Here is a 21,514-nt window from a genome sequence, read left to right on the forward strand (position 1 = left end):
GCTCGCCGCGCGGCCTCACGGTCCAGCTCCTTGCGTCGTCGACCCGCAAGGCTTGCCAGTCCGGCTCGGCGTGAGGGCGGCAGGCCCACGACGCGCCTGCCGCACTTGCGCTGCTAGGCCGACTCGCACCCCGCAACATCGTGTTCGGCGACAAGCCTTACGGCGGCAGCATCATCCGTGATCTGATCGAGGCGCAACGAGCAGTTTTCAACATCCCGGCCAAATCCAACCGCAATTGGAAGGCCTGCTTAAGCAAAACGGTCTGTCGCCAGCGCAATCATGTCGAGCACTTCTTGAGCAAGTTCAAACACTTCCGATGCATCCCAACCCGATATGACAAGCTCGCCGACACCTTCCTCGCCACGGGCAAACCCGCCTCTATGCGGCTGTGGTCGCGCGCTTCCGTGGAGTCGAAAGTCATCTTGAGATCGCGTCAAGTCTCGCTACGACCGTTCGATATTTCTCTATGGTAGTGTCTGCCATCGCTGCAGCCCGGTTCGTCGGCGTATCGTCAAAAGCAATTGGTTCAGCAAACTGACTGATAGTCAAATCCCACCGCTGCCCTCCGACAAGATTGTAAAAATGGGTACCACCCGCTGTCTTTGTGGTCAAAATATCTCCACCGAAGTGATCTTGCACAATCAACGCCGTGACGCTGCAATGGTTCTTGGCCGGATTTTCGTTTGACCAGATCGAGGAGGGACTTGCTGTATCTGCCGACCAAACCCATCTCAACGACCGATAAAGTTCAATTGGATTTGAGTATGTCATGGTTTTAGCTACGCCCCGTCGAACTAATAGCCGAACTCGGCTTCGATTAACGTATAACTCCCGTCTGGAGACTATACCATATGTTCGCGGTCTATAGAGTTGATGTTCGGCATAGGGTTTTTAGTTCCCCATAAAAACCGATCCGGCTTTTCGCATGCGCCAGTTATCGTTCTCATCGACGTCGTCAGAGCCTGAATCTCCGCACAGCCGCTGCGACCACCTACAAATCGATAGGCAAGAGCCGTCAGTTTCTCTCAAGATCGACGGCCTGCCCGCCTTTCATGACAAATGTCACGCGCTCGAGTTCCTCCACATCGACAATGGGGTCGTTCCTGACGGCGATCAAGTCGGCTGCTCGACCAGCGGCGACTCGCCCGATCTCCTCGTTGAGGCCGAGATGCTCCGCAGCACCCACCGTTGCCGCTTGGATAGCCTGAAGCGGAGTGAAGCCGGTTGCCACCATCAAGGAGAATTCTTTCGCATTCTGGCCGTGGGGAGTTACGCCCGAATCGGACCCGAAGGCGATCTTCACGCCGGTCCCGGCAAGGCGGCGCCCAAGGTTGGCAACGCGCTCGCCGGCTTGCCGCGCCTTCGCTATCTGTGCTGGTGAGAGATAGGTACCTTCTCGCCGCGCTTCGGCAGCCATTGCTGAGCCAGGAAGCAAGGTTGGCACCAAAAACGCCTTCGTCGAACGAACAAGGGCAATCGCCTCGCTGTCAAGATATGTCCCATGCTCGATAGAGTCGCCCCCCGCCTGAAGAAATGCCTTGATCCCCTCGGCGGCGTGCGCGTGGGCGGTGACTCGTCGGCCCATGCTATGAGCAGCATCGACGATCGCCTCAAGTTCGGCGGACATAAACTGGCGGCCCAATCCTGCGGAGGTGTCCGAGAGAACTCCCCCCGTCGCGGTCACCTTGATGATGTCGGCCCCTTGCCGAACCTGTTCGCGGACGACACGCCGACAGTCGTCAGCCCCGGAGCATACTGAACCTGGCCTGATTGCATCCATAACGGCGGGCGCGAAACCGTTCGAATCCGCGTGACCGCCATGCGGGGTGACCGCCGATCCCGCGGCGACGATGCGCGGTCCCGCGACGAAACCCGCCTCAATTGCATTGCGTAGCCCGAAAATCGCCTCATTTCTGGCTCCCAGATCGGCGACCGTCGTGAACCCCGCTCTCAGGGTCTTCCCGGCGTTTGCCGCGCCGAATAATGCCTGCAACGACGTCGTTCGCGTTACCTCTTGGAGGCGCGACCCGGGACCGAACTCATCCGTAAGATGCACATGACTGTCGATGAGTCCGGGCAGCACGAATGCATTTTTAAGATCGATTAGTTTAGCATCGTTCGGCAGCGAATATCCCGATGTCACGGAAACGATGCGTCCGTCGCGAACGAGGACAGTCTGATCATGAAGCACAATCCCGGTCGCTGGATCCGCGAGAAGCCGGCCTGCATGTACCGCCACTGTTCCATCAGAGGCTTCGGCCGACGTTACCATCGCTAGCAGCGCTGCTGCAGCCATAAGCCCGCCCCTTTTGACGCAAATGCTCATGGCGAATTTGGTGGATTCAAAGGTCACGAACTTCTCCAATATCAGCTTTAGATTGAGACCACGAATAGGGCGCTGATCGCGATCACCCCACCTGCGACGCGGTTCAGCCGTCTTCGTGCCGCTGTATCAAGAAATAGGCGACGAGTTCGCGTAGCGGCCAACACATAAGCGCCCAACACGCTGCCGTAGATTGCTACGACGACGGCCGACAATGTGCCGACATCGGCCAAGGTAATGTGTTCGAGCGGGAGGAAAGTGGGCACGAGAGCCACATAAAAGATACCTGTTTTCGCGTTTCCAAGTGCCAGAAGCAGCCCTGCCAGTAACAAGTGGGGCGCTTGCTGATCGCGATCTCGCGGAACCTGCTCGCCGTCGGCTGGTGCCGACCAGAGCTGCCACGCGACATAAAAGAGGTACGCGGCGCCCAACCAGCGAATGGCTTCGAAGACGGGAGCTGCAGAAGCTGCCAGGGCGGAAGCTCCTGCCGTCGCGATCCCGAGCCACAGGATGTCGCCGATGACGAGCCCGACGCAGAAGAGACCGATGCCCTTTGTGCCCTGGGCGGTGACCCGCGCCACAAGCATCATCGTGGTAGGACCCGGAACAGCGCACGCTGTCGCAAGCGGAATGGCGAAGGCAGCTAGATCGACGATATCCATTATCAAGCTCCTTCGTTTTGTTTGGGCGGGCCACAATTGTTTCGATGAAACGAAATAGAGGGCACGTGCCCAATATTGACAACGCCATTATATCGCTCCAACCCAAAGCCAGTTTATGAAAAACTCTCGTGCACGTCTGCCATCGCTTACTGCGCTTAGGGCATTTGAAGCGGCTTCGCGCCACGGTAGCTTCACGAGGGCAGCCGAAGAATTGTCGATGACGCAGGCAGCGGTCAGCTATCAGGTGAAGCAGCTTGAAAACGAGCTAGGGCAGGCACTTTTTCGGCGCCACGGACGGCATATAGAACTCAGCATTTCGGGAGAGCGGCTTGCACTTGCTGTAACCGAAGCGTTCGACCTCATCCGCTCGACGGCTGTTGGAATGGCCGCAGAGACAGGAAAACGAATATCGATCAGTGCGCTTCCGACCGTCGCATCGCACTGGCTGGTTCCGCGTCTCGGTCTATTTCGAGCGCTACGACCCGATATAGCATTTCGGCTCGACACGTCGGTCGAGATTGGTGATGTAATCGGCGAATTCGATCTGGCCATACGGAGCGGAATGGGCACCTGGTCGGGATGCGATGCGAGGATGCTGTTTAAGAGCGATTTCACCGTGATGTGTTCGCCTTCGCTCGTCGCCTCCGGCAATTTATCCGAGATTGCCGATATACTAAACAAACCCAGATTCGGTCGCGAAACTTGGTGGGAGCAATGGCTGGCTGTTGCGGGGACGGAGCCGGGTGCCTCTACCTCTCCGATCTGCGATCTTGGCATGCAGGCCAACGAAGTAGCTGCTGCCATTCGGCAGAACGGTGTTGCGCTAGTGACGCCGCGATTTTTTTCCGCCGAGATAACCAGCGGGCAGCTGATGATGCCTTTTCCGATCCGGGTCGAGGAAGAGGGGGGCTACTGGCTGGTGCATCGTCGTGGGTCCCTCCCGGCGAAAACACGATTTTTTCGCGACTGGGTCGTTGACCAAGCAGCAGGCGATTCTGCTTAACCACTGCAATCGGTCGCAGATTCCGCCGCGCGTTCGTCGCGCCACGTATGCTTGTCCTGGCCGATGATAAACGCGCCGCGTTAAGATCCGCGGCAGGTAAGTGTTCCCGAGCCGCGTCGATCATTCAGCGCACCTGAGCACGCGACAATATGCGCGTCTTGTCGACGAATGGGTCACCTTGGTTGGACTCCGAAGCGATGACTACGGGACGCATTCTTTACGCAGAACAAAGGCGTCGATCATTTACGAGGCGACCGGAAATTTGCGTGCCGTGCAGATTCTGCTCGGACACACCAAGATTGAAAATACGGTGCGATACCTCGGCGTCGATGTTGAAGATGCATTGACCCTGGCGAAAGGTATCGAAGTCTAATCTGCAAATCGCGATATCCTAGAGAGCGAGCGCTCTAACTCGTGGCGGAACGTCCGCTCTCTCTGTTAGCCCCCTAAAAGCGGACCGTCTCAAACCGGCCAGAATCAGCGTCCGAGCGCCGTCCAGCGCACATCGATAATCCCAAATATTGCCTAGCGAGGATGTTCGGTGCGCGACCATCTGTTTGCTTTCGCCCGCCCATTCAGGCAGTCTTGCCCTAACACGGACAAGGGAGAGTTTCATGGTGGGTGACATCACGCGACGCCAACTCGTTGGCGGGGCGGTCGCCGGGTGCGCCTTGACCAACCTGCCGGTTCTTGCCGCCGTGCGGGCCGACCCGTCGATCTATTTTCGAGATGTCCTGTTGGTCGACGGTACCGGGGCCGAACCGCGCCGTGCCGACGTGACCGTCGTTGGCGATCGTGTGGTGGCTATCTTGCCGCCGGGGGGTACCGTCCCGCGCGGCGCGCGCGCTGTTCCCGGCGACGGGCGCGTGCTCGCGCCTGGATTTATCGACACCCACACGCATGGCGATCCGCTGGAGCAATCCTACGATGCCTTCCTCGCCATGGGCGTGACGACCATCCTGCTTGGCGTGGACGGCGCTGGCCCCCGCATTAGTGACGATCTGAATCTTGAAACTTGGCTGACGGCTGCCAATCGCGCGGCTCTATCGTTGAATGTTGCGGTCCTGGCGAGCCACGGCACGCTGCGCCGCGCCTCCGGTATCCCGGACTCGGTGCGCCAGCCTGACGATGCTGCGCTGGCTCGAATGGCCGCGGAGCTTGACCGCGAGCTGACCGCTGGCGCCTTCGGGATCTCCTACGGGCTGGAGTATGTTCCGGGCATTTATGCCACAAGCGCTGAACTTGCCGGCCTCGGCCAGACCGTTGCCCGTCACGACGGCGTGGTCATGAGCCATATGCGATCCGAAAATGACGACGAAATCGAAGCCTCGATCGAGGAGCTCATTGCGTCTGCGCGCCCCGGTCGGCCGCACATTTCGCACCTGAAAGTGGTGTTTGGCAAAGGCGAAGCCCGCGCTCGCCAATTGCTCGACTATATCGCCGCCAAACGCCGTGCCGGCATCGATCTGACCGCCGACGCCTATCCATACAGTGCCGGCTATACCGGCATTGCGCTGCTCTTCCCCAAATGGGCTTTGCCGCCCAGCGATTACGGCGCCATCGTGGCGGAGCGACGGCAGGGATTGCGCGATCACCTCGTCGCGCGAATGACCCGGCGCGGCGGGCCAGAAGCGCTCTTGATCGGCACCGCTCCTTATGCGGGAAAGACACTTGCTCAAGCATCGCAGGAGGCGAGGCTCCACTATGCCGATTTCCTGATTAAGATCGGCCCTGGCGGCGCCTCCGGCGCGCATTTCACCATGGACGACGCGCTACAAGATATTCTCGTTCTCGATCCTCATGTCGCGATCTCGACCGACGGCGGTCCTGGGATGCGCCACCCGCGGGCAACCGGCACGTATGCCAAGTTGATCGAGCAATATGTTGTGAACAGCGGCAGGCTCCCGATCGAGCAGGCGGTTCACAAAGCGACTGCGCTCCCTGCGCGGATCCTCCGGATCGCCGATCGCGGAACGGTGCGGCCGGGGGCAAAGGCGGATCTCGTCCTGTTTGCCCCCGAACGGGTGAAAGCGCGCTCGAGCTACCTCGACCCATTTGCGCCGGCGCAAGGTTTTGACATGGTGCTAGTAAATGGGCAGCCGGCATTCGAAGCCGGCCAGCGTGTTGGCGCTCCGGGTCGTCTGCTGCGCGCGACAAGGAGGCCCTAGGTCCCTTGGCGGAGCCGTCACTGGTCTCCAGCAGTCAGCCAGGGCAATATTGTCTCCACCGGTAGCCGCTGCACCCGGCCCCGATGGCCCTCGACTGTCTTTCCGGCGAAGAGAGAGTTGACGACAGCTTCCTCGGTCGATTCGGCCACGGCCTGAAACAGCGGCGAAAGTTCCTCGTTGCGAAGGTCGGCGATTTCCGCCGTCGCCGCGCTGCCCTCCTCGCGGCGCACCGCGGGGTTGGTCGAAAAGGCAATCGCATAGTCGCCCGACCCGTTTGAAAACGACGATCCTGTTCGGCCAATCCCGATGAACGCGCGCTCGGCGATGCGGCGCAGGTTGCGGTCGGAAAGCGGCGCGTCGGTGGCAATGACCACGATGACCGAACCGTCCGCGGTGTCGCGGTCGCTTCCGCCTGCGAAGGCGTGACGGCCCAGCTTGATGCCGACCGGTACACCTGCAATATTCAGGACGCCGCCATAATTACTTTGCACCAAGACCCCCAAGGTCCATCCGCCCATCGCGCTCGACAGTCGGCGCGATGCCGTGCCGATCCCGCCCTTGAACCCGAAGGCGACCGTGCCAGTGCCGGCACCGACCGACCCTTCCTCGACCGCGCCGCCTTTCGCTCCGTCGATCGCGCGCCGGGCGTCGGCGGCTGTGACGCGGCGTCGGCGGATGTCGTTCAGTACACCATCGTTCGTTTCACCAACCACGGCGTTGACCGACCGGACCGCCTCATTACCCGGCCGGGCCAGCGTCCATTCGATCGCGGCGGCCGCGGCTTCGGGGACGTTGAGCGTGTTGGTCAGCATTATGGGTGTTTCGATCTCGCCGAGTTCGGCGACCTGTGTGGAGCCGACAAACTTGCCGAACGCGTTGAACGCCACGAAACCGGCGGGAACCCGCGAACGAAAGACATTGCCGCCATGCGGCAGGATCGCCGTGACGCCGGTATGGATATCCTTGCCTTCCTCGATCGTGACGTGGCCAACTTCGACCCCGTCAACATCGGTGATGCTATTGAGCGGGCCGCTGGGAAGAACGCCGATAGTGACGCCGGCCTCGCGGGCGCGTTGGACCGGGGAGGCAACGGATGCCACGGCCAGCAGGCTCATTGCCACAATTGCCTTGCTCAATATCATCGGTTCCCCCGTGTCGCGCGTGTGCTCGCAACTATTACCGCCAAATCAAAATTCCCGTCCAATGCCTTGTCTCCGAAGTCTATGCCCTTTGGGCATAGGTGCGACAGTGTACTTTTGGCGCGGCAGAGACTGACTGCCGGGGACCCCCGGCGGCATACTCATTGATGCGGACGGCGATTGTACGATTGGTGACAACCATTCACTTTCGGGTTGGGCAACCCTGGAGCAGTAAGACGCGGCTGAGTTTCATCAAAGGTTCGACGAGGCGCTTCGACAGATCCATGGCCTGTGGGCTGATCTCGATTTTTATTTAACCCGCGCGCTGTGAATGATGGCCAGCCTGGTCAACATCGAGACCGCGCGCCGCCTAGGGTCAGGACTCATTGATCAGAGCCAGAAGATGACGGTAGCGGCGAGGGCGACGGCGGAGAAGAAGGCCTTCGGGCACCGATCGTAGCGTGTTGCGACCCGTCTCCAGTCCTTGAGGAGGCCGAACATGATCTCGATGCGGTTGCGGCGTTTGTAGCGGCGCTTGTCGTATTTGACGGTCTTGTTCCGTATTTTCCGGCCCGGGATGCAGGGCGTGATGCCCTTTTCCTGCAAGGCATCGCGGAACCAGTCGGCATCATAGCCCCGGTCGGCGAGCATCCATTGCGCTTTGGGCAGACTGCCCTGCAAAGCGGCTGCGCCAGTGTAATCGCTGACCTGCCCGGCGGTCATGAAGAAGCTGATCGGGCGGCCATTCCCATCGGTCACGGCATGAAGCTTGGTGTTCATACCGCCCTTCGTACGGCCGATCAGGCGTCCCGGACCCCCTTTTTTACCCCAAGGCTGGACGCCGTGCGGTGTGCCTTCAAATAGGTCGCATCGATCATGATCGTCTTGCGCTCGGGCGCTTGAGGTGTCGCCAAGGCCTCCATCATGCGGATGAAGATGCCTTTGTCGCTCCACCGCTTCCAGCGATTATAAAGCGTCTTCGCCGGGCCATACTCCCTCGGCGCATCGCGCCACCTCAGCCCATTGCGGTTGACGAAGATGATCCCGCTCAAAACCCGTCGATCGTCGACCCGCTCGCGGCCATGGCTCTTCGGAAAATACGGCTGAAGACGCGCCATCTGCTCGTCCGTCAGCCAATACAAATCACTCATCATTCAGGCTCCTCACCCAAGCCTGAATCACAGCCGTCACCGCAAATCAATGGGTCCTGACCCTAGCGCCGGATTGTGGCCTTGCCCAAGAAAGTTACTGCCGCCAATATAAGGAATATCGCGCCGCTGAAAATCAATGCTGCATCTACCGAATAGCTGCCAACGGCGATGCCCGCGAGCGAGGGGAGCAATGCAGCCCCCCCGAGTTGAAAAGCCGTGAGGTAAAGGACAGCACGGCGGCCCGGATCGATTTCGATCAGCCATCCGGCGAAGAAGGGAAGGGTGAAGAGCCAGACAAAGCCGAAAGCCATGCTCACAGCGAGGATCGCGGTCGAGTTGCCACGGCCTGCGAAGAAGAGCGCAATCAGCAGAGCACCGGTGAGGGCGCAAGCCGAAATGGTATGCCGGTTCGGCAATCGCTCGCCGAAGCGTGCCGCGGTCAGTGCGCCGATCACCTGCGCGACGAGGCATAAAGATATGGCGGTACCTTCGAAGGTCGGTGGATATCCATAGTGGATGAGCCAGAGGCCGAAATAGCTCCAGACCGAGACGATCGCACCGAGGAACAGGCCTGCGCCCAAAAGAGCGGAGAGGCTTGCCGGCGTCAGCGCGCCGCGTTCGCTGTCCGGGGCTGCCGGTTCAAGATGCTGCGGAAGCGACAAGGCGGCCGCCGCGGCGATTGCCCCGGCGATCGCGAGAGCCAGCAGCGCCGTGTCAGTCCGTGAACTGCCGGCGACGATAAACGGAAGCGTGGCCGCAACAACGGCCTGCAACAATGTCTGGGCAGCCAAGAAGATGGCGCTGGCGCGCTCGACCCGCGCCACGCGCGAAATGGCGACAAGCGCGGACGCCACGAGCACGCCTTCACTGAGTCCCGCCATTCCGCGCAATGATGAGAGGATTGCGATGCCCGACTGGCTCGTCATCGCGAGATTCATGGCGGCGAGGAGGAGCCCCGCAAGGCCGATCACGACGCGCGCGCCCATTTTGCGGAGCAGCCCGATCCCCGCAAGCGAGCCGAGAACCATCGCGAGCATTTCGATCGTGACCAGATTGCCGACCTGCGCTTCGGCAATGCGGCCTTCCTCGACCATCGCGCCGAGCAGAACGGGCTGAACGCCGAGCACGAGCAGCGCGCACGAGCCGATCAAAATCGAGGTAGTGAGCGTCCGGCCGGTGACCGGCGACAGCGGAGCGGTCAAGGCGCGGTCTTCCAGTCGGCGCGCAGCGGCAAATATTCGGGAAGAAATGTCCGTGAATAGGCGATGCGTGCACGGCGCGCCTGTTCCTCCATCTCGTCGGTAATCAGTCCGTGGCGGTGGATCGAGAGCGACCAGATCGCATCATTGATCACGATTACCTCGACGAGCCGGTCATGCAGGTTGGGAATTTCGGGCATCACGAACATTTGCGTCATCAACTCGATGCTGCGTCCCGCCGTCACGAAATTGCTGTCGAGATCCTGGAGGCGGATGTCGGAAGACCATGCCGGGCCTTCGAGCAGGACCTGGCGTGCAGCCGGGTGGTCGTTGAACCATTTTTGCCCGGCGCGATATTGCAGCGTCTGCAAATCCTGCCAGCTCTCAACGTTTTGTGGGACTTCGGTCAGCACCCCGGCTTCGAATCGCTTCAGATAGCGCTCGGCCAGCGCGCTGAACACCAAGTTCGGTTCGGGAAAGAAATGATAGATTGATGGCGGCGAGATGCCGACGTCGGCAGCGATCGCATGGATGCTGATCGCGGAGGGAGGCAAGGTCTCGAGCAGCCGTTCGGCCCCGTCGAGGATCGCTTCGAACCGTGCCCGGCTGCGCTTTTGCGCGGGGCGGCGGATCTCGGCGCGGGTTATTTCACCTATGGTCATGCGTGCTCCTCACGCCTTCATGCATCACCGATGGCAGAAAACAAATCAACCTTTTATCCGATTTGGAAGTCGGGAATGTGAAATTTCCTTGACTCATTTGCGGCCTCTTGCTCTCTAAACCGGATAAATATCCGAAAATGGAGAAGGGGAAGTCGATGAAACGCAGTTTTGCAATGATTTCGGTCTCGGTGCTGGCTTTGGCCCCCGCAGTCGCGGCGGCGCAGGAGTCGGATGAAGCTTCCCCCGTAGCTGCCGCCGCCCAACAGGAAGGGATTGGTGACATCGTCGTCACCGCCCAGCGGCGCTCGCAAAATATTCAGGATGTGCCGATCAGCATCACCGCGATCAGCGGCGAGGCGCTCGCCGAAGTGGGCATTCGCGATCCGCGTGATCTGTCTATCCTCGTTCCGGGCTTGTCGTCTCAGGCCGGCACATCCGCAACGACAACATCGCTGTTCCTGCGTGGTGTCGGCATCGGCGATTTCAATTCGAATACGACGGGTGCGGTCGGCGTCTATGTCGACGATGTCTTCCTTGGAGCAAATGCCGGCAAGCTGTTCAACGTCTTCGATAGTGACGGCATTGAAGTGCTGAAGGGGCCGCAGGGAACGTTGTACGGCCGCAACACCACCGCGGGGGCGATCCGTTTCTCGTCGCGCAAGCCGACCGACGAATTCACCGGTAATGCCGCGCTATCCTATGGTCGCTTCAATGAGGTTCAGGTCGAGGGCGGCGTTGGCGGTCCGATCGTCGGCGATGTGCTGAAGGCACGCGTCGCAGGCACATATTTGCGCCGCGACGGATGGCTCCTCAACCGGGTGACCGGAAACAAGCTCAACGACCTCGATATGTGGGCGGGGCGCGCGATCCTCGATTTTACGCCGAACTCGGACATATTGGTCCGGGCGATCGTGCACGGCGGTCAGAACCGCGGCGGCGCGCGGCAATTCCAGCATCGCGGGTCGGGTATCGATTTTGCGGGCAATCCGAATTTCGCCGACGGCGTGCCGCTTGACGGCCTTGGCTATGCCGACACCGATGGCGATCTCAATGCCGGCGACTATGACATCGAGGGGCAGGAGCGCGTCAATGTGTTCGGCGCCTCGCTGACTGCGAGCATCGACATGGGCGGCGTCACGCTCACATCGATCAGCGCTTATGAGCAGGTCCGCCGCAGCACGGTCGAGGATACCGATGCCAGCCCGAACAATGTGCTGACCGCGACTTATATCGACCGGCCGCAGCAATATAGCCAGGAACTGCGCCTTCAGTCGCGCGATGGCGAAACGGTCAACTGGATCGTCGGGGGCTATTATTTCCACGACAAGCTCGTCACCGAAAGCGCGTTTGACATTCTCCGTGTCTTCCGCGATCCCGCCGACCTGCTCGGTACGCTCGACCCGGTCAATTCGATCGGCAATTTCGCCTATCCCTATACGCAGAAAACCGAAAGCTGGGCCGCCTTTGCGCAGGCCGATGTCAAGGTGACCGACCGGCTGACGTTGACCGGTGGTCTGCGCTATTCGGTCGACAGCATCGATTTTGATTTCCGCAGCTTCTTCGACGATGTGATCGTCGTGCCGGTGCTTGATTTCAATGGTTCGAAGACGTTCAAGGATCTGTCGTGGCGCGCTGCGTTGTCGTTCCAGGCAACCGACGACCTGCTCCTCTACGCGTCGTCGTCGAAGGGTTATAACAGCGGCGGCTTCGCTGGCGGATCGTCTAGCGACCCTGCGCAGCTCCAGCCGTTCCGCTCGGAAAAGCTCTACGCGTACGAGGCAGGCTTCAAGAGCGACCTGCTTGGCCGCGCGCTGCGTTTCAATGCTGCAGCCTTTTATTATGACTATCGCGACCTGCAGGTGTTCGTTTTCGACACGTCGGGGGTATTGCCCGTCCAGCGCAAGCTGAACGCGGGCAATGCCGAGCTTTATGGCGCCGAAGTCGAGTTGCAGGCGCAGCCGTCGCGCAATTTCAACGCCTTCGTCAACGCAAGCTTTCTCCATGCACGATACAAGGATTTCACTGCGCTGGCGGCCGACGATTATTCGGGCAACAAGCTTGTCAACGCGCCTGAAATCGCGATCTCGGCCGGCGTCTCGCTCACTCAGCCATTGCCGGGCGATAGTGCGTTGCGGTTGCGCGTCGACGGCAGCCTCCAGTCGGAAACCTTCCTCACACCCGATAATGTTCATGCCAATCGGGTAAAACCCTATGGCACAGCGAATGTCCGGCTGTCGTGGCTGTCGGCCGACGAGAATCTGGAACTCGCGCTGTGGGGAAAGAATGTCACCGGCACGCGCTTCGTCACCTATGTGTCGCCTGTCGTGACCATGGACCAGATCAACTATAATGATCCGGCGACCTATGGCGTCCAGGCAATCCTGAAATTCTGACCAGCAAGCGAGATGGATATGAGCCGAGTAAAGGATGCCGCGCTGCGTGCGCGCGCGTTGAAAGTCATTCCGAACGGGATGTACGGACATGAATCGGTGCGAATGCTGCCCGACAGCTTCCCGCAATTTTTCAGCAAAGCCGAGGGCGCCTATATCTGGGACGCCGATGGCAATCGCTATCTCGATTATATGTGCGCCTATGGGCCGAGCCTACTCGGCTATCGCGACGAGCGCGTCGATGCCGCCGCAAAGGCACAGGCGGTGCTCGGCGACACGCTCACCGGGCCGTCGCCGCTGCTGGTCGAGCTTGCCGAAACGCTGGTTGCGATGGTCGATCATGCCGACTGGGCGATGTTCTGCAAAAATGGCACCGACGCGACGACGATGGCGATGAGCAGCGCGCGCGCGCAAACGGGCAAGCGGATCGTGCTCGTCGCCAAGGGCGCTTATCATGGCGCCGCGCCCTGGTGCACGCCGATCCCGGCGGGCACGGTCGCGGAAGATCGCGCGCATGTCCGCACCTATGCCTATAACGACGTTGCGAGCCTCGAAGCCGCTGTGCGTGACGCGGGCGACGATCTTGCCGCAATCTTCGCCTCACCCTTTCGCCACGACGCGTTCATCGACCAAGAAGCGCCGGAACCGGCTTACGCCCGCCGCGCACGCGAACTTTGCGACCAGACCGGGGCGATGCTGATCGTCGATGAGGTCCGCGCGGGCTTCCGCCTCGCGCGCGGCAGCAGCTGGAGCAAACTAGGCATCCGGCCCGATCTCAGCGCATGGGGCAAATGCTTCGCGAATGGCCATCCGATCTCGGCGTTGCTCGGCTCGGACAGCTGCCGCGAAGGCGCCGGTTCGATTTACGCCACCGGATCCTTCTGGTTGTCGGCCGTGCCGATGGCTGCGGCGATCGAGACGCTGCGGATCATCCGCGAGAGCGATTATCTTGAACATATGGTCCGCCTTGGCGAACGCCTGCGATCGGGGCTCGACGTCGCAGCGACAAAGCATGGCTTTACCCTGCGCCAGACAGGGCCGGTCCAGATGCCGCAAATCATGTTCGCCGATGATCCCGACTTCCGTGTCGGCTATGGTTGGGTGGAGGAGCTGCTCTCACGCGGCGTTTACATGCATCCCTGGCACAATATGTTCCTATGCGCCGCGATGACCGATGCCGACATCGATCTGACGCTCGCCGCAGCCGATGACGCCTTCTTGGCGCTCGCAGCCCGGCGCGGCGAACTCGCCCCGCATCCGGTCCTGGTCGCGCTGGCGGCGACGACGGCCGGCTGACGTGCAGCTCGACCTGCTCGCCATTGGCCTGACGACGATCGACATCACAGTTCATCCGGTGGTCTCGCTACCGGAAGACGAGGCAGGGCAAATCGTCGACAAGATCGTCCTGTCTCCCGCCGGCACCGCGGGCGGCACCGCGCTCGTCGCGCAGAAGCTCGGCCTGTGCACAGGCATCGCATCGGCAGTCGGCGACGACCCGCAAGGCCTGCTGATCCGTTCGATGTTCGACGCGGCCGGGGTTGATACGAGCCTGCTCGCCATCGATCCCGACTGGCCGACATCGACCACGGTCCTGCCGATCCGTCCCAACGGCGACCGTCCGAACTGGCACATGATGGGGGCTAGCATTTTTGCGCCTGTTACCGATGCGGTCTTTGCCGCGCTTGCCCATACTGCCGCCGTCCACTGGGGCGGTGTGGGCTTTCCGGGCGCGGCAGGGAAGGGGGCCGATTTGCTGCGCGACGCGCAGGCGCGCGGTGTATTCACATCGTGTGACCTGATCGCACCGTCGGAAGCGGCGCAGGCCGATCTCGATACACTCCTGCCGCACGTCGATCTGTTCATGCCGAGCCTTGCCGAGGTGCGTGAGCTTGCCGGGACTGACGATCCGCTTGAGGGCGCACGGCGTTTTATGGCGCGCGGCGCGGGCGGCTGCCTAATCAAGATGGGGGGTGAGGGGGCGCTGCTCATTCTCCCCGACGAGCAAATCCAGGTTCCCGCGCACCGGATCGATCCCGTCGACACGACCAGTTGCGGAGACAGTCTGTGCGCCGGATATATCGCGGGCCGCGCGCAGGGCCTCAGCCCCGCCGAGGCGCTGCGTTTCTGCGTCGCGACCGCAGCGCAGGTCGCGCTCGGCGTCGGCACGCTGGGCAAGCTTGAAAGCTATGATGCGACCTTGGCGTTTATGCGCGATACGCCGTTAAAGGAAGAGAGCCGATGACCGAAGACGAAGCCCGGCAGCAGCTTGTCGATGCGATGCGCACGCTTGATGCGCGGGGTCTGAATCGCGGGACGTCAGGCAATCTTTCGGTGCGTTTTGGATCGGGCATGTTCGTCACACCATCGGGTGTGACCCCCGATCGCCTGACCCCCGACCTCATGGTGTTCGTCGATGGCGATGGGCGCGTTGCGGAAGGATCGGCACGGCCATCGAGCGAATTCCGGATGCATATGGGCCTGTATCAGCGGCGCGCCGATGCGAACGCAATTGTGCACTGTCACGCTCGCCATTCGACGATCCTCGCCTGCGCACACCGCGAGATCCCGCCGCTTCATTACATGGTCGCGGTCAGTGGTGGGGCAAGCGTCCCGGTCGCGCCTTATGCGACATTCGGCAGCGAGCAACTTGCCGAGGGCGTGGCGAAGACGCTCGATGGGCGTTTCGCCTGCCTGATGGCCAATCACGGTCTGATCGCGTTGGGTCCCAAGCTTGCGGTTGCGATGGCGATTGCCGAGGAAATCGAGGAACAGGCGGCGGTCTATTGCGGCACGCTTGCGATCGGTGGTCCGAAGCTGCTTGATGCCACAGAGATGAACCTGATCCTCACGGCCTTCGGACAATATGGCCAGCGTGAGGCCAAGGGCTGATCGTCGTCTGAGATGACGTTCTTAATGTCCGCATTCTCTGGTCTCCTCCCGTAAGCGGTCGGTCGGGAAACGGCCAAGGCACGCCTATGACTGCGATCAGTCGTTAGCGGTCCGCTCGGAAATTTTGTAGATGCGATCAGAGCAGGGCGAGGCGCCACGTCGACATCGTAGCGCCGGCGCGGCAGAGAGGTGACGCGCGTTGCGTTGTCAGCAACTGGCCGCGGTCGCGCTGGCCGATCGATTTTGAATTTAACTGGCTTTCCCAATTGATTTCAATTTCCTATGACACGCGCGTAGGGGCGAACGGCAAATGATTCTTCGGTGACTCAGTCGCAATTGTTTCGGGAAGAAGTAGCCGAGCATCGCAAGACGCGGTTGCACGGTCAGGTTGTTCTATCGCAGCCGTTATCGACTCGTCTTATGGTCGGCGTACTGTTCACGATTATTTTCATCGCCGGAACATGGCTCTCGCTGGGAACCTATGCGCGGATCGAGACCGTTCCGGGAATATTGATCACCGACGTACCATCGGCAAAGGTTGTCGCCGTCCAGTCAGGCGTGGTCACTGAACTTCAGGCGACCGAGGGGCAGTTGGTGAAGGCAGGCGATCGGCTGGCCGTCATTAACCTAGACCGGCGGGCAGCGGCGGGCAAGACTGTCGCAAGCCGAGGCCTCGAAGCCTTGGAGGCACGGCGACGGCTGGCGCAGTCACAGGTGGGGCTCTCGTCTCGCCGTGCCGCTGCCGATACCGGTAGACTGCTAGCCGCCATGGCGTCGGCGGAAGATCAAGCCGCCAGCCTGCGCGAGCAGATCGCATTGCAAGAAGAAGTCGTCGCATCGAACCGGAATCTCTACGACCAGATCGCAAAAGTCGTCGAGCGCGGTTTCGTGAGCAAAGTGGAGTTCGAGCGCCGCCGTCAGACTCTTATTAGTTCGCAGCAGCAGCTAGCCGGGCTCCACCAGCAACTATTCGCGCGCACGGCCGACGCCAGGCAAGCGCGCGCTCAAATCGCCAGTTCGTCGGCAGAATCCGCGCAAGCAGTTTCGGAAATTCAATCGAATTTGGAGGCGATCGCGCAGCAACAGGCGCAGATCGAAGGCGAGCAAGGCTATATCGTAACCGCCCCGATCTCGGGGCGTGTGACGGCCCTGCAAACGGCCATCGGCCGCACGGCCAATCCGAGCCTGCCCTTGATGGTCATTGTGCCGGACAAAAGCCGCCTCAAGGCCGAGCTTTATGCACCGACACGCGCGATCGGTTTCGTCCGCCCCGGACAGGAAACCCGTATCCTTTACGACGCATTTCCCTATCAGCGGTTCGGCAGCTTCGGCGGCAAGGTGCAATCGGTTTCGCGCATCGTAATCGACCCGCGCGAAAGCGAGATACCAATAAAACTGGAAGAGGCCGTATACCGCGTGACAGTGGCGCTCGATGGTCAAAGGGTCGCGGCCTATGGCGACAAGGTTCCGCTTCAACCAGGGATGACCTTGAAAGCGAATATTGTGCTTGAGCGGCAGAGCTTCCTCCAGTGGCTGCTCCAGCCTCTCAATGCGGTACTGAAGCGAACGTCGTGAACGCCGCGACGGACCTTCTGGATTTCGGCGGCAAGCGGCGGACGCCGTACGTAGCGCAAAGCGAGGGCAGTGAATGTGCGCTGGCCTGCGTCGCGATGGTCGCGGGATATCATGGTTACAAGACCGATTTGGTCGCACTGCGCCAGCGCTATGGCATGTCCCTGAAGGGCGCCACCTTGAAACAGGTGATTCAGGTTGCTGAAGATATTGGCTTCAACGCGCACCCGCTTCGGGGCGAGATTGAGGATCTGCCGCATCTGTCGCTGCCCGCGATCCTCCACTGGAACCTCAATCATTTTGTCGTGTTGACGAAGATCAGCGCGGGCCTGCGCGGGACGCGCTACCATATTCACGATCCGGCTCGTGGAGCGCTGAGACTCTCCCGAGAGGACATGTCGCGTCATTTTACCGGCGTTGCGCTGGATCTCCTGAAATCGGAAAGCTTCAAGCCGAAGATGGAGCGAGCCCAGCTTGGCATAACCCAGCTTTGGTCCTCGATGTCGGGCTTCTGGATGACGATCCGGCAGGTCGTCCTGCTGTCGCTGGTGTTGCAGCTCGTCGTGCTAGCCTCGCCTTTCTTCCTCCAACTCTCGATCGATACGGTGTTCCCGAGCTTTGATCGCGATTTGCTATTGATGTTGGCGCTCGGCTTCGGCGGACTCACCGTGATCAATTTCATGGCAAGCTGGCTGCGGTCGCTCATCCTTTTGACATTGAGCAACTCGCTATCTTATCAGGTAGTCGTCAACCTGTTCCGCCACCTTGTGCGCTTGCCACTCGAGTGGTTTGAAAAGCGCCATGTCGGCGACATCATTTCCCGCTTCGGATCTACGCAGCCGATCAGCCAGCTTTTGAGCCAAGGAATGATTGCCGCCTTCATAGACGGCGTGATGGCATTGCTAACCTTGACCTTGATGTTAATCTATTCGGGCATATTGGGCGGAATAGCTGTCACGGCACTTGCCCTTTACATCGCGGTCCGCTTGGCATTCCTCCAAGCCCTTCGCCTCAAGAACCTTGATGCGATCACCACGGCCGCGCGCGAAAATAGTAGTTTCATCGAAACCGTGCGCGGGATAGCCGCGATCAAGGCGTTCGGCCAGGAAGGCAATCGCCAGCGCCTCTGGCAAAAGACGAAGGTCGACGCGATCAATGCTCAGGTCAAACTCGGTCGTTTGACGGCCGGGTTCGACGCGATGGGGCAGTTTGTGCTCGCCATCGAAAAGATCGCGTTTGTCTATGTCGCGATCCGGCTCGCGCTCGACGCCAAGCTCTCCATTGGCATGGTCTTCGCGTTTCAGGCGTATAAGGACCAGTTTCTTGGCGCTGGCATGCGGTTGGTCGAGCAAGCGATCAACTTCAAGATCATCCAGGTGCACTTGACCCGCATCTCGGACATTGCGCTCTCACGGACCGAGAATGACGGTAAACAGGCATCGAACGATGTGCCCGATTATAACCGGGGAATCGAACTCAGAAGCGTTCGCTACCGTTATGGCATCGGAGAGCCGGAGGTATTGCAAGGCCTAAACCTCAAGATCGAGCCGGGCGAGATGGTCGCGCTCGTCGGCCCCTCGGGCGGCGGCAAGACCACATTGATCAAGATCATGATGGGTCTGTTCATCCCCACCCATGGCGAAGTGCTAGTCGGTGGCCGCCAGTTGACTTCGTTTGACCAGCGCAGGGCGCGGAGTGTGATCGGCTCGGTCGCGCAGGATGATGATTTGTTCGCGGGATCGCTTGCAGACAATATCGCGTTCTTCGACCCGGATATCGACATGGCACGGGTCGAAGAAGTCGCGCGGCTCGCGTGCATCTTTGACGACATAAACAAGATGCCGATGCGGTTCGATACGATGATCGGCGATATGGGATCGGTTCTTTCGGGTGGACAAAAGCAGCGCGTTCTTTTGGCGCGAGCGCTCTACCACCGGCCACAAATCCTGTTTATTGACGAAGGCACCGCTCATCTCGATCCGCAAAACGAAGCGATGGTCCTGGAGTCCCTTGCCAGTATAAATTTGACGCGCATTGTAATCGCACATCGCTCGCAATCGATTACGGCCGCGAACAGGGTGATTTCCGTCGTGGAAGGACAAATTTATCCCCACACGATCCGGAATATGACAGCGCCCTTGGGTGCCCCGGTCCCCGATCAGTGAGCGGTGATTTCCGAAATCGAATAGCGGGGCGCAAAACAGCAGTACCGCATGTGCTGCTCGCGCCCACCCCTGAAACCTCGATCGCACTTAAAATTCTCAACGAGGAAATTCTGGTGGCCGGCCGAAACGCCTGTCGATCAAGTGACCTCTCGATCAAGGCTTTGATAGAACGCGGCAGCGGTAATGTTGCGCAAATTCGAAATGATTTTCCGAGGCTTTTTGATTCCCTCGAAGCATATACTCGCAACGAGAATGCTTGGGATGGAGAAGCGTTCGCGCGCAAAGCAGCGATTGAACTTCGGGCAACAACGCATATCGAACGGCGCGAAACGCCTGATATCTTTGCTGACGGGTCGCATTTCATCGATTTCCTCTTTCAGATCCACCGCGCAGTCGGGGGCGGCGGTACCGCGATCAGGCGGGGCCACATGGTCATTCGGCCTGATGAGGCCGGCAACGTGATCGTTTTCCCGCCAGCGCAATTGTGCGAGCCGCTGCTTCAAAGGCTGGCATTGATCGTCATGGCGAATTTTGAACGTCATCCAGGGTTGTGCGCCGTTATCGCCTATGCTGGCGTGATCCACGCCCATCCCTTCAGGGACGCAAATGGCCGCACCGCCCGCGTGCTGTTCAATCTGCTCATGAGAAATATATCCAGATCGGATCATTTTCTCCCGCTCTCGCCATTAGGCCAGCTCAGTAACGGCGGATTTCTTATCAAACTTCGGCGCGCGTTATACGGAGGCGAGTGGGAGCCCTTGACTGGATTCTTTGTTGACGCCTTAAAATTCTCAAGTCAAATTCAGGCCGTTAAATAATTCATTTTCATGACAAATTCCACATTCGAGTAGAGGGGGGCGGGAAATGAGACTTTTGTCGGAATATGAGCTTGATTTGGTTGCCGGCGGCACAAGTTCTTCCGATTTCTATCCCGACGGATCTGGGACTTTTGATAACGGCAACGGGTTTGGCGGCGGCGGCGGCGGCGGAGGCGGGGGCTCCGGCGGATACGGTATGTGGTACTGGGTGCCCGTTCCAGTCTCTGTGTCAGTCGGAGGCGGGCCCAATACGCCTTCGTGGAGCGGCTATTGGGCATTCTCGTCCCATGCGGGGGGCCCAACTGGTCCTACCGGCGGAAATAGCACCCAGCCGGGCGGTGCAAGCGGGTCGACAAGTGTAGATCTCGAGGGCCGCGATTGTCCTGCCGACGTAGAGGCGGCCAAAACTGCTTTAGCGTTGCTTGCTGCCGGCTCATCTACCGCAAAGTCGTATATTGATGCGGCCGCGAACAACGGGGTGGACATAAATTTGGTCAAGGCGAATCTGAACGGAACGGGTCCGCAGGCTAGCTTCGATAGCATCACAAATGACATCACATGGGACCCATTTGTATCTATTACGGGAACCAATTCCAACGGAACAACCTATACTCTCTCTCCGATCATGATTTTGGCTCATGAATTGGTGCATGCGGGGAGCCCCGGACTGGCAGGCCCATCCACAGAGGCCTCGGTTATCCTTATAGCAAATCAAATCGCGCGTGAGATGAACGCGGCTGCCGGCGACCAAAAATACGATACTAGCCGTGACAATCACAATCGTAACGGCATGTATAATTCCGTCTCCTCAACGTCGTCGACTTACACGCTTGTTCGTCCCGGCTGTCCCTAGTCCAACGTCGGAGTTTTCGAATGAAATTGTCTCTCTCAGCGATCCTTTTGGTGACGGCTTTTGGGGCGGAACCTGCTTTGGCGCAAACCTGCGCTAAGGAAATTCGAGCGACTTCGGTTGCCAGCAACCTTACGGATCTGCCTCAAGAGATTCGAGAGCATCTAGATGCTTTCGATCCGAAAGGGATGGGAGAGCGTGACGCGCCGCTCTTAAAAACCGACGCTCCCGTCGGCGTCGAGAGGGGGCATCGTCAAACGAGGTTCGTACAAGCTTTTTTGGTCAAGGATGAATGGTTTGTACAGTTTGAAGTGGCAATGTTCTCTGGTGTTCGCACCATTGGCTATGTTCGCGATAGTGAGGGACGTTTTCGTCCATGGCCCCCGCATTATTTCGGTGGACCGCCGTGCGAATCCATAAACGCAGCTCTTCAGGGCGTAACAACGCCGGGCGGCTTCAATTTTTGAGAACGCGATTGCAAATGCCCGCCCGCCAGTGCGCTCCCCAACTTTCCTCCAGCCAG

The 21,514-nt window shown here is 59.8% G+C and carries 19 protein-coding genes and 1 pseudogene; 13 read left to right on the forward strand and 7 right to left on the reverse strand.

Going from position 1 to position 21,514, the window contains the following annotated elements; genetic code table 11:
- Nucleotides 1–140: 140 nt before the first annotated feature.
- Nucleotides 141–473: a hypothetical protein gene (locus AC3A43_RS16780; RefSeq protein ID WP_487793796.1), complete on the forward strand. Its 333-nt coding sequence runs from the start codon at nt 141–143 to the stop codon at nt 471–473.
- Here AC3A43_RS16780 and AC3A43_RS16785 read toward each other — a convergent pair.
- From AC3A43_RS16785 to AC3A43_RS16795, 3 genes are all read right to left on the reverse strand, one after another.
- Nucleotides 418–771, reverse strand: a complete 354-nt coding sequence (locus AC3A43_RS16785; RefSeq protein ID WP_487793679.1) for a YunG family protein — start codon at nt 769–771, stop codon at nt 418–420. The genes AC3A43_RS16780 and AC3A43_RS16785 overlap by 56 nt on opposite strands.
- A 244-nt stretch (nt 772–1,015) precedes the next feature.
- Nucleotides 1,016–2,353 (reverse strand): metal-dependent hydrolase family protein, encoded by a 1,338-nt coding sequence (locus AC3A43_RS16790; protein ID WP_487793680.1) that lies wholly within the window; start codon nt 2,351–2,353, stop codon nt 1,016–1,018.
- Between the two features lie 20 nt (nt 2,354–2,373).
- The gene (locus AC3A43_RS16795; RefSeq protein ID WP_487793681.1) at nt 2,374–2,985 is read right to left on the reverse strand and encodes a LysE family translocator; all 612 of its coding nucleotides are present in this window, start codon (nt 2,983–2,985) and stop codon (nt 2,374–2,376) included.
- A 115-nt stretch (nt 2,986–3,100) separates the two neighbouring features.
- Here AC3A43_RS16795 and AC3A43_RS16800 point away from each other — a divergent pair, with 115 nt between their 5' ends.
- The 3 genes and pseudogenes from AC3A43_RS16800 (at nt 3,101) to AC3A43_RS16810 (ending at nt 6,156) form a co-directional block, all read left to right on the forward strand.
- Complete coding sequence (locus AC3A43_RS16800; protein ID WP_487793682.1) at nt 3,101–3,988, forward strand: LysR substrate-binding domain-containing protein; 888 nt, start codon at nt 3,101–3,103, stop codon at nt 3,986–3,988.
- A 100-nt stretch (nt 3,989–4,088) separates the two neighbouring features.
- A pseudogene (locus AC3A43_RS16805) lies at nt 4,089–4,361 on the forward strand (tyrosine-type recombinase/integrase); the annotation flags it as partial.
- A 241-nt stretch (nt 4,362–4,602) separates the two neighbouring features.
- Nucleotides 4,603–6,156 carry an N-acyl-D-amino-acid deacylase family protein gene (locus AC3A43_RS16810; protein WP_487793683.1) on the forward strand — a complete coding sequence of 518 codons (1,554 nt, stop codon included), beginning with the start codon at nt 4,603–4,605 and terminating at the stop codon, nt 6,154–6,156.
- A 17-nt stretch (nt 6,157–6,173) separates the two neighbouring features.
- On the opposite strand, the gene AC3A43_RS16815 is transcribed toward AC3A43_RS16810, so the two are convergent.
- The 4 genes from AC3A43_RS16815 to AC3A43_RS16830 form a co-directional block, all read right to left on the reverse strand.
- Nucleotides 6,174–7,271, reverse strand: coding sequence for a DmpA family aminopeptidase (locus AC3A43_RS16815; protein WP_487793684.1), 1,098 nt, complete (start codon nt 7,269–7,271; stop codon nt 6,174–6,176).
- Between the two features lie 414 nt (nt 7,272–7,685).
- Nucleotides 7,686–8,446, reverse strand: a protein-coding gene (locus AC3A43_RS16820; RefSeq protein ID WP_487793792.1) for an IS5 family transposase whose coding sequence is annotated in 2 segments (ribosomal slippage) — nt 7,686–8,122 and nt 8,122–8,446 — 762 coding nt in all. Because the reading frame shifts where the segments join, the coding sequence is not laid out codon by codon here.
- Between the two features lie 62 nt (nt 8,447–8,508).
- Nucleotides 8,509–9,648, reverse strand: coding sequence for an MFS transporter (locus AC3A43_RS16825; RefSeq protein ID WP_487793685.1), 1,140 nt, complete (start codon nt 9,646–9,648; stop codon nt 8,509–8,511).
- Nucleotides 9,645–10,307, reverse strand: coding sequence for a TetR/AcrR family transcriptional regulator (locus AC3A43_RS16830; RefSeq protein WP_487793686.1), 663 nt, complete (start codon nt 10,305–10,307; stop codon nt 9,645–9,647). Before AC3A43_RS16830 ends, AC3A43_RS16825 begins: the two co-directional genes overlap by 4 nt.
- Nucleotides 10,308–10,462: 155 nt before the next feature.
- Here AC3A43_RS16830 and AC3A43_RS16835 point away from each other — a divergent pair, with 155 nt between their 5' ends.
- From AC3A43_RS16835 to AC3A43_RS16875, 9 genes are all read left to right on the forward strand, one after another.
- On the forward strand, nt 10,463–12,700 hold the full coding sequence (locus AC3A43_RS16835; RefSeq protein ID WP_487793687.1) for a TonB-dependent receptor: 2,238 nt from the start codon (nt 10,463–10,465) through the stop codon (nt 12,698–12,700).
- Between the two features lie 18 nt (nt 12,701–12,718).
- Nucleotides 12,719–13,993, forward strand: coding sequence for an aminotransferase class III-fold pyridoxal phosphate-dependent enzyme (locus tag AC3A43_RS16840; protein WP_487793688.1), 1,275 nt, complete (start codon nt 12,719–12,721; stop codon nt 13,991–13,993).
- A 1-nt stretch (nt 13,994) separates the two neighbouring features.
- Nucleotides 13,995–14,939: a carbohydrate kinase family protein gene (locus tag AC3A43_RS16845; protein ID WP_487793689.1), complete on the forward strand. Its 945-nt coding sequence runs from the start codon at nt 13,995–13,997 to the stop codon at nt 14,937–14,939.
- Nucleotides 14,936–15,586 (forward strand): class II aldolase/adducin family protein, encoded by a 651-nt coding sequence (locus AC3A43_RS16850; protein ID WP_487793690.1) that lies wholly within the window; start codon nt 14,936–14,938, stop codon nt 15,584–15,586. Before AC3A43_RS16845 ends, AC3A43_RS16850 begins: the two co-directional genes overlap by 4 nt.
- Before the next feature lie 321 nt (nt 15,587–15,907).
- The gene (locus AC3A43_RS16855) at nt 15,908–17,161 is read left to right on the forward strand and encodes an HlyD family secretion protein (protein WP_487793691.1); all 1,254 of its coding nucleotides are present in this window, start codon (nt 15,908–15,910) and stop codon (nt 17,159–17,161) included.
- Nucleotides 17,158–19,323 carry a peptidase domain-containing ABC transporter gene (locus AC3A43_RS16860; protein WP_487793692.1) on the forward strand — a complete coding sequence of 722 codons (2,166 nt, stop codon included), beginning with the start codon at nt 17,158–17,160 and terminating at the stop codon, nt 19,321–19,323. The genes AC3A43_RS16855 and AC3A43_RS16860 overlap by 4 nt, the downstream gene beginning before the upstream one ends.
- A 50-nt stretch (nt 19,324–19,373) precedes the next feature.
- On the forward strand, nt 19,374–20,141 hold the full coding sequence (locus AC3A43_RS16865; protein WP_487793693.1) for a Fic family protein: 768 nt from the start codon (nt 19,374–19,376) through the stop codon (nt 20,139–20,141).
- Nucleotides 20,142–20,187: 46 nt separating this feature from the next.
- Nucleotides 20,188–20,994 carry a hypothetical protein gene (locus AC3A43_RS16870; protein WP_487793694.1) on the forward strand — a complete coding sequence of 269 codons (807 nt, stop codon included), beginning with the start codon at nt 20,188–20,190 and terminating at the stop codon, nt 20,992–20,994.
- A 20-nt stretch (nt 20,995–21,014) separates the two neighbouring features.
- Nucleotides 21,015–21,458 carry a hypothetical protein gene (locus tag AC3A43_RS16875; RefSeq protein WP_487793695.1) on the forward strand — a complete coding sequence of 148 codons (444 nt, stop codon included), beginning with the start codon at nt 21,015–21,017 and terminating at the stop codon, nt 21,456–21,458.
- Nucleotides 21,459–21,514 lie beyond the last annotated feature (56 nt).

Source organism: Sphingopyxis sp. Soil_C_28 (genome assembly GCF_057657055.1).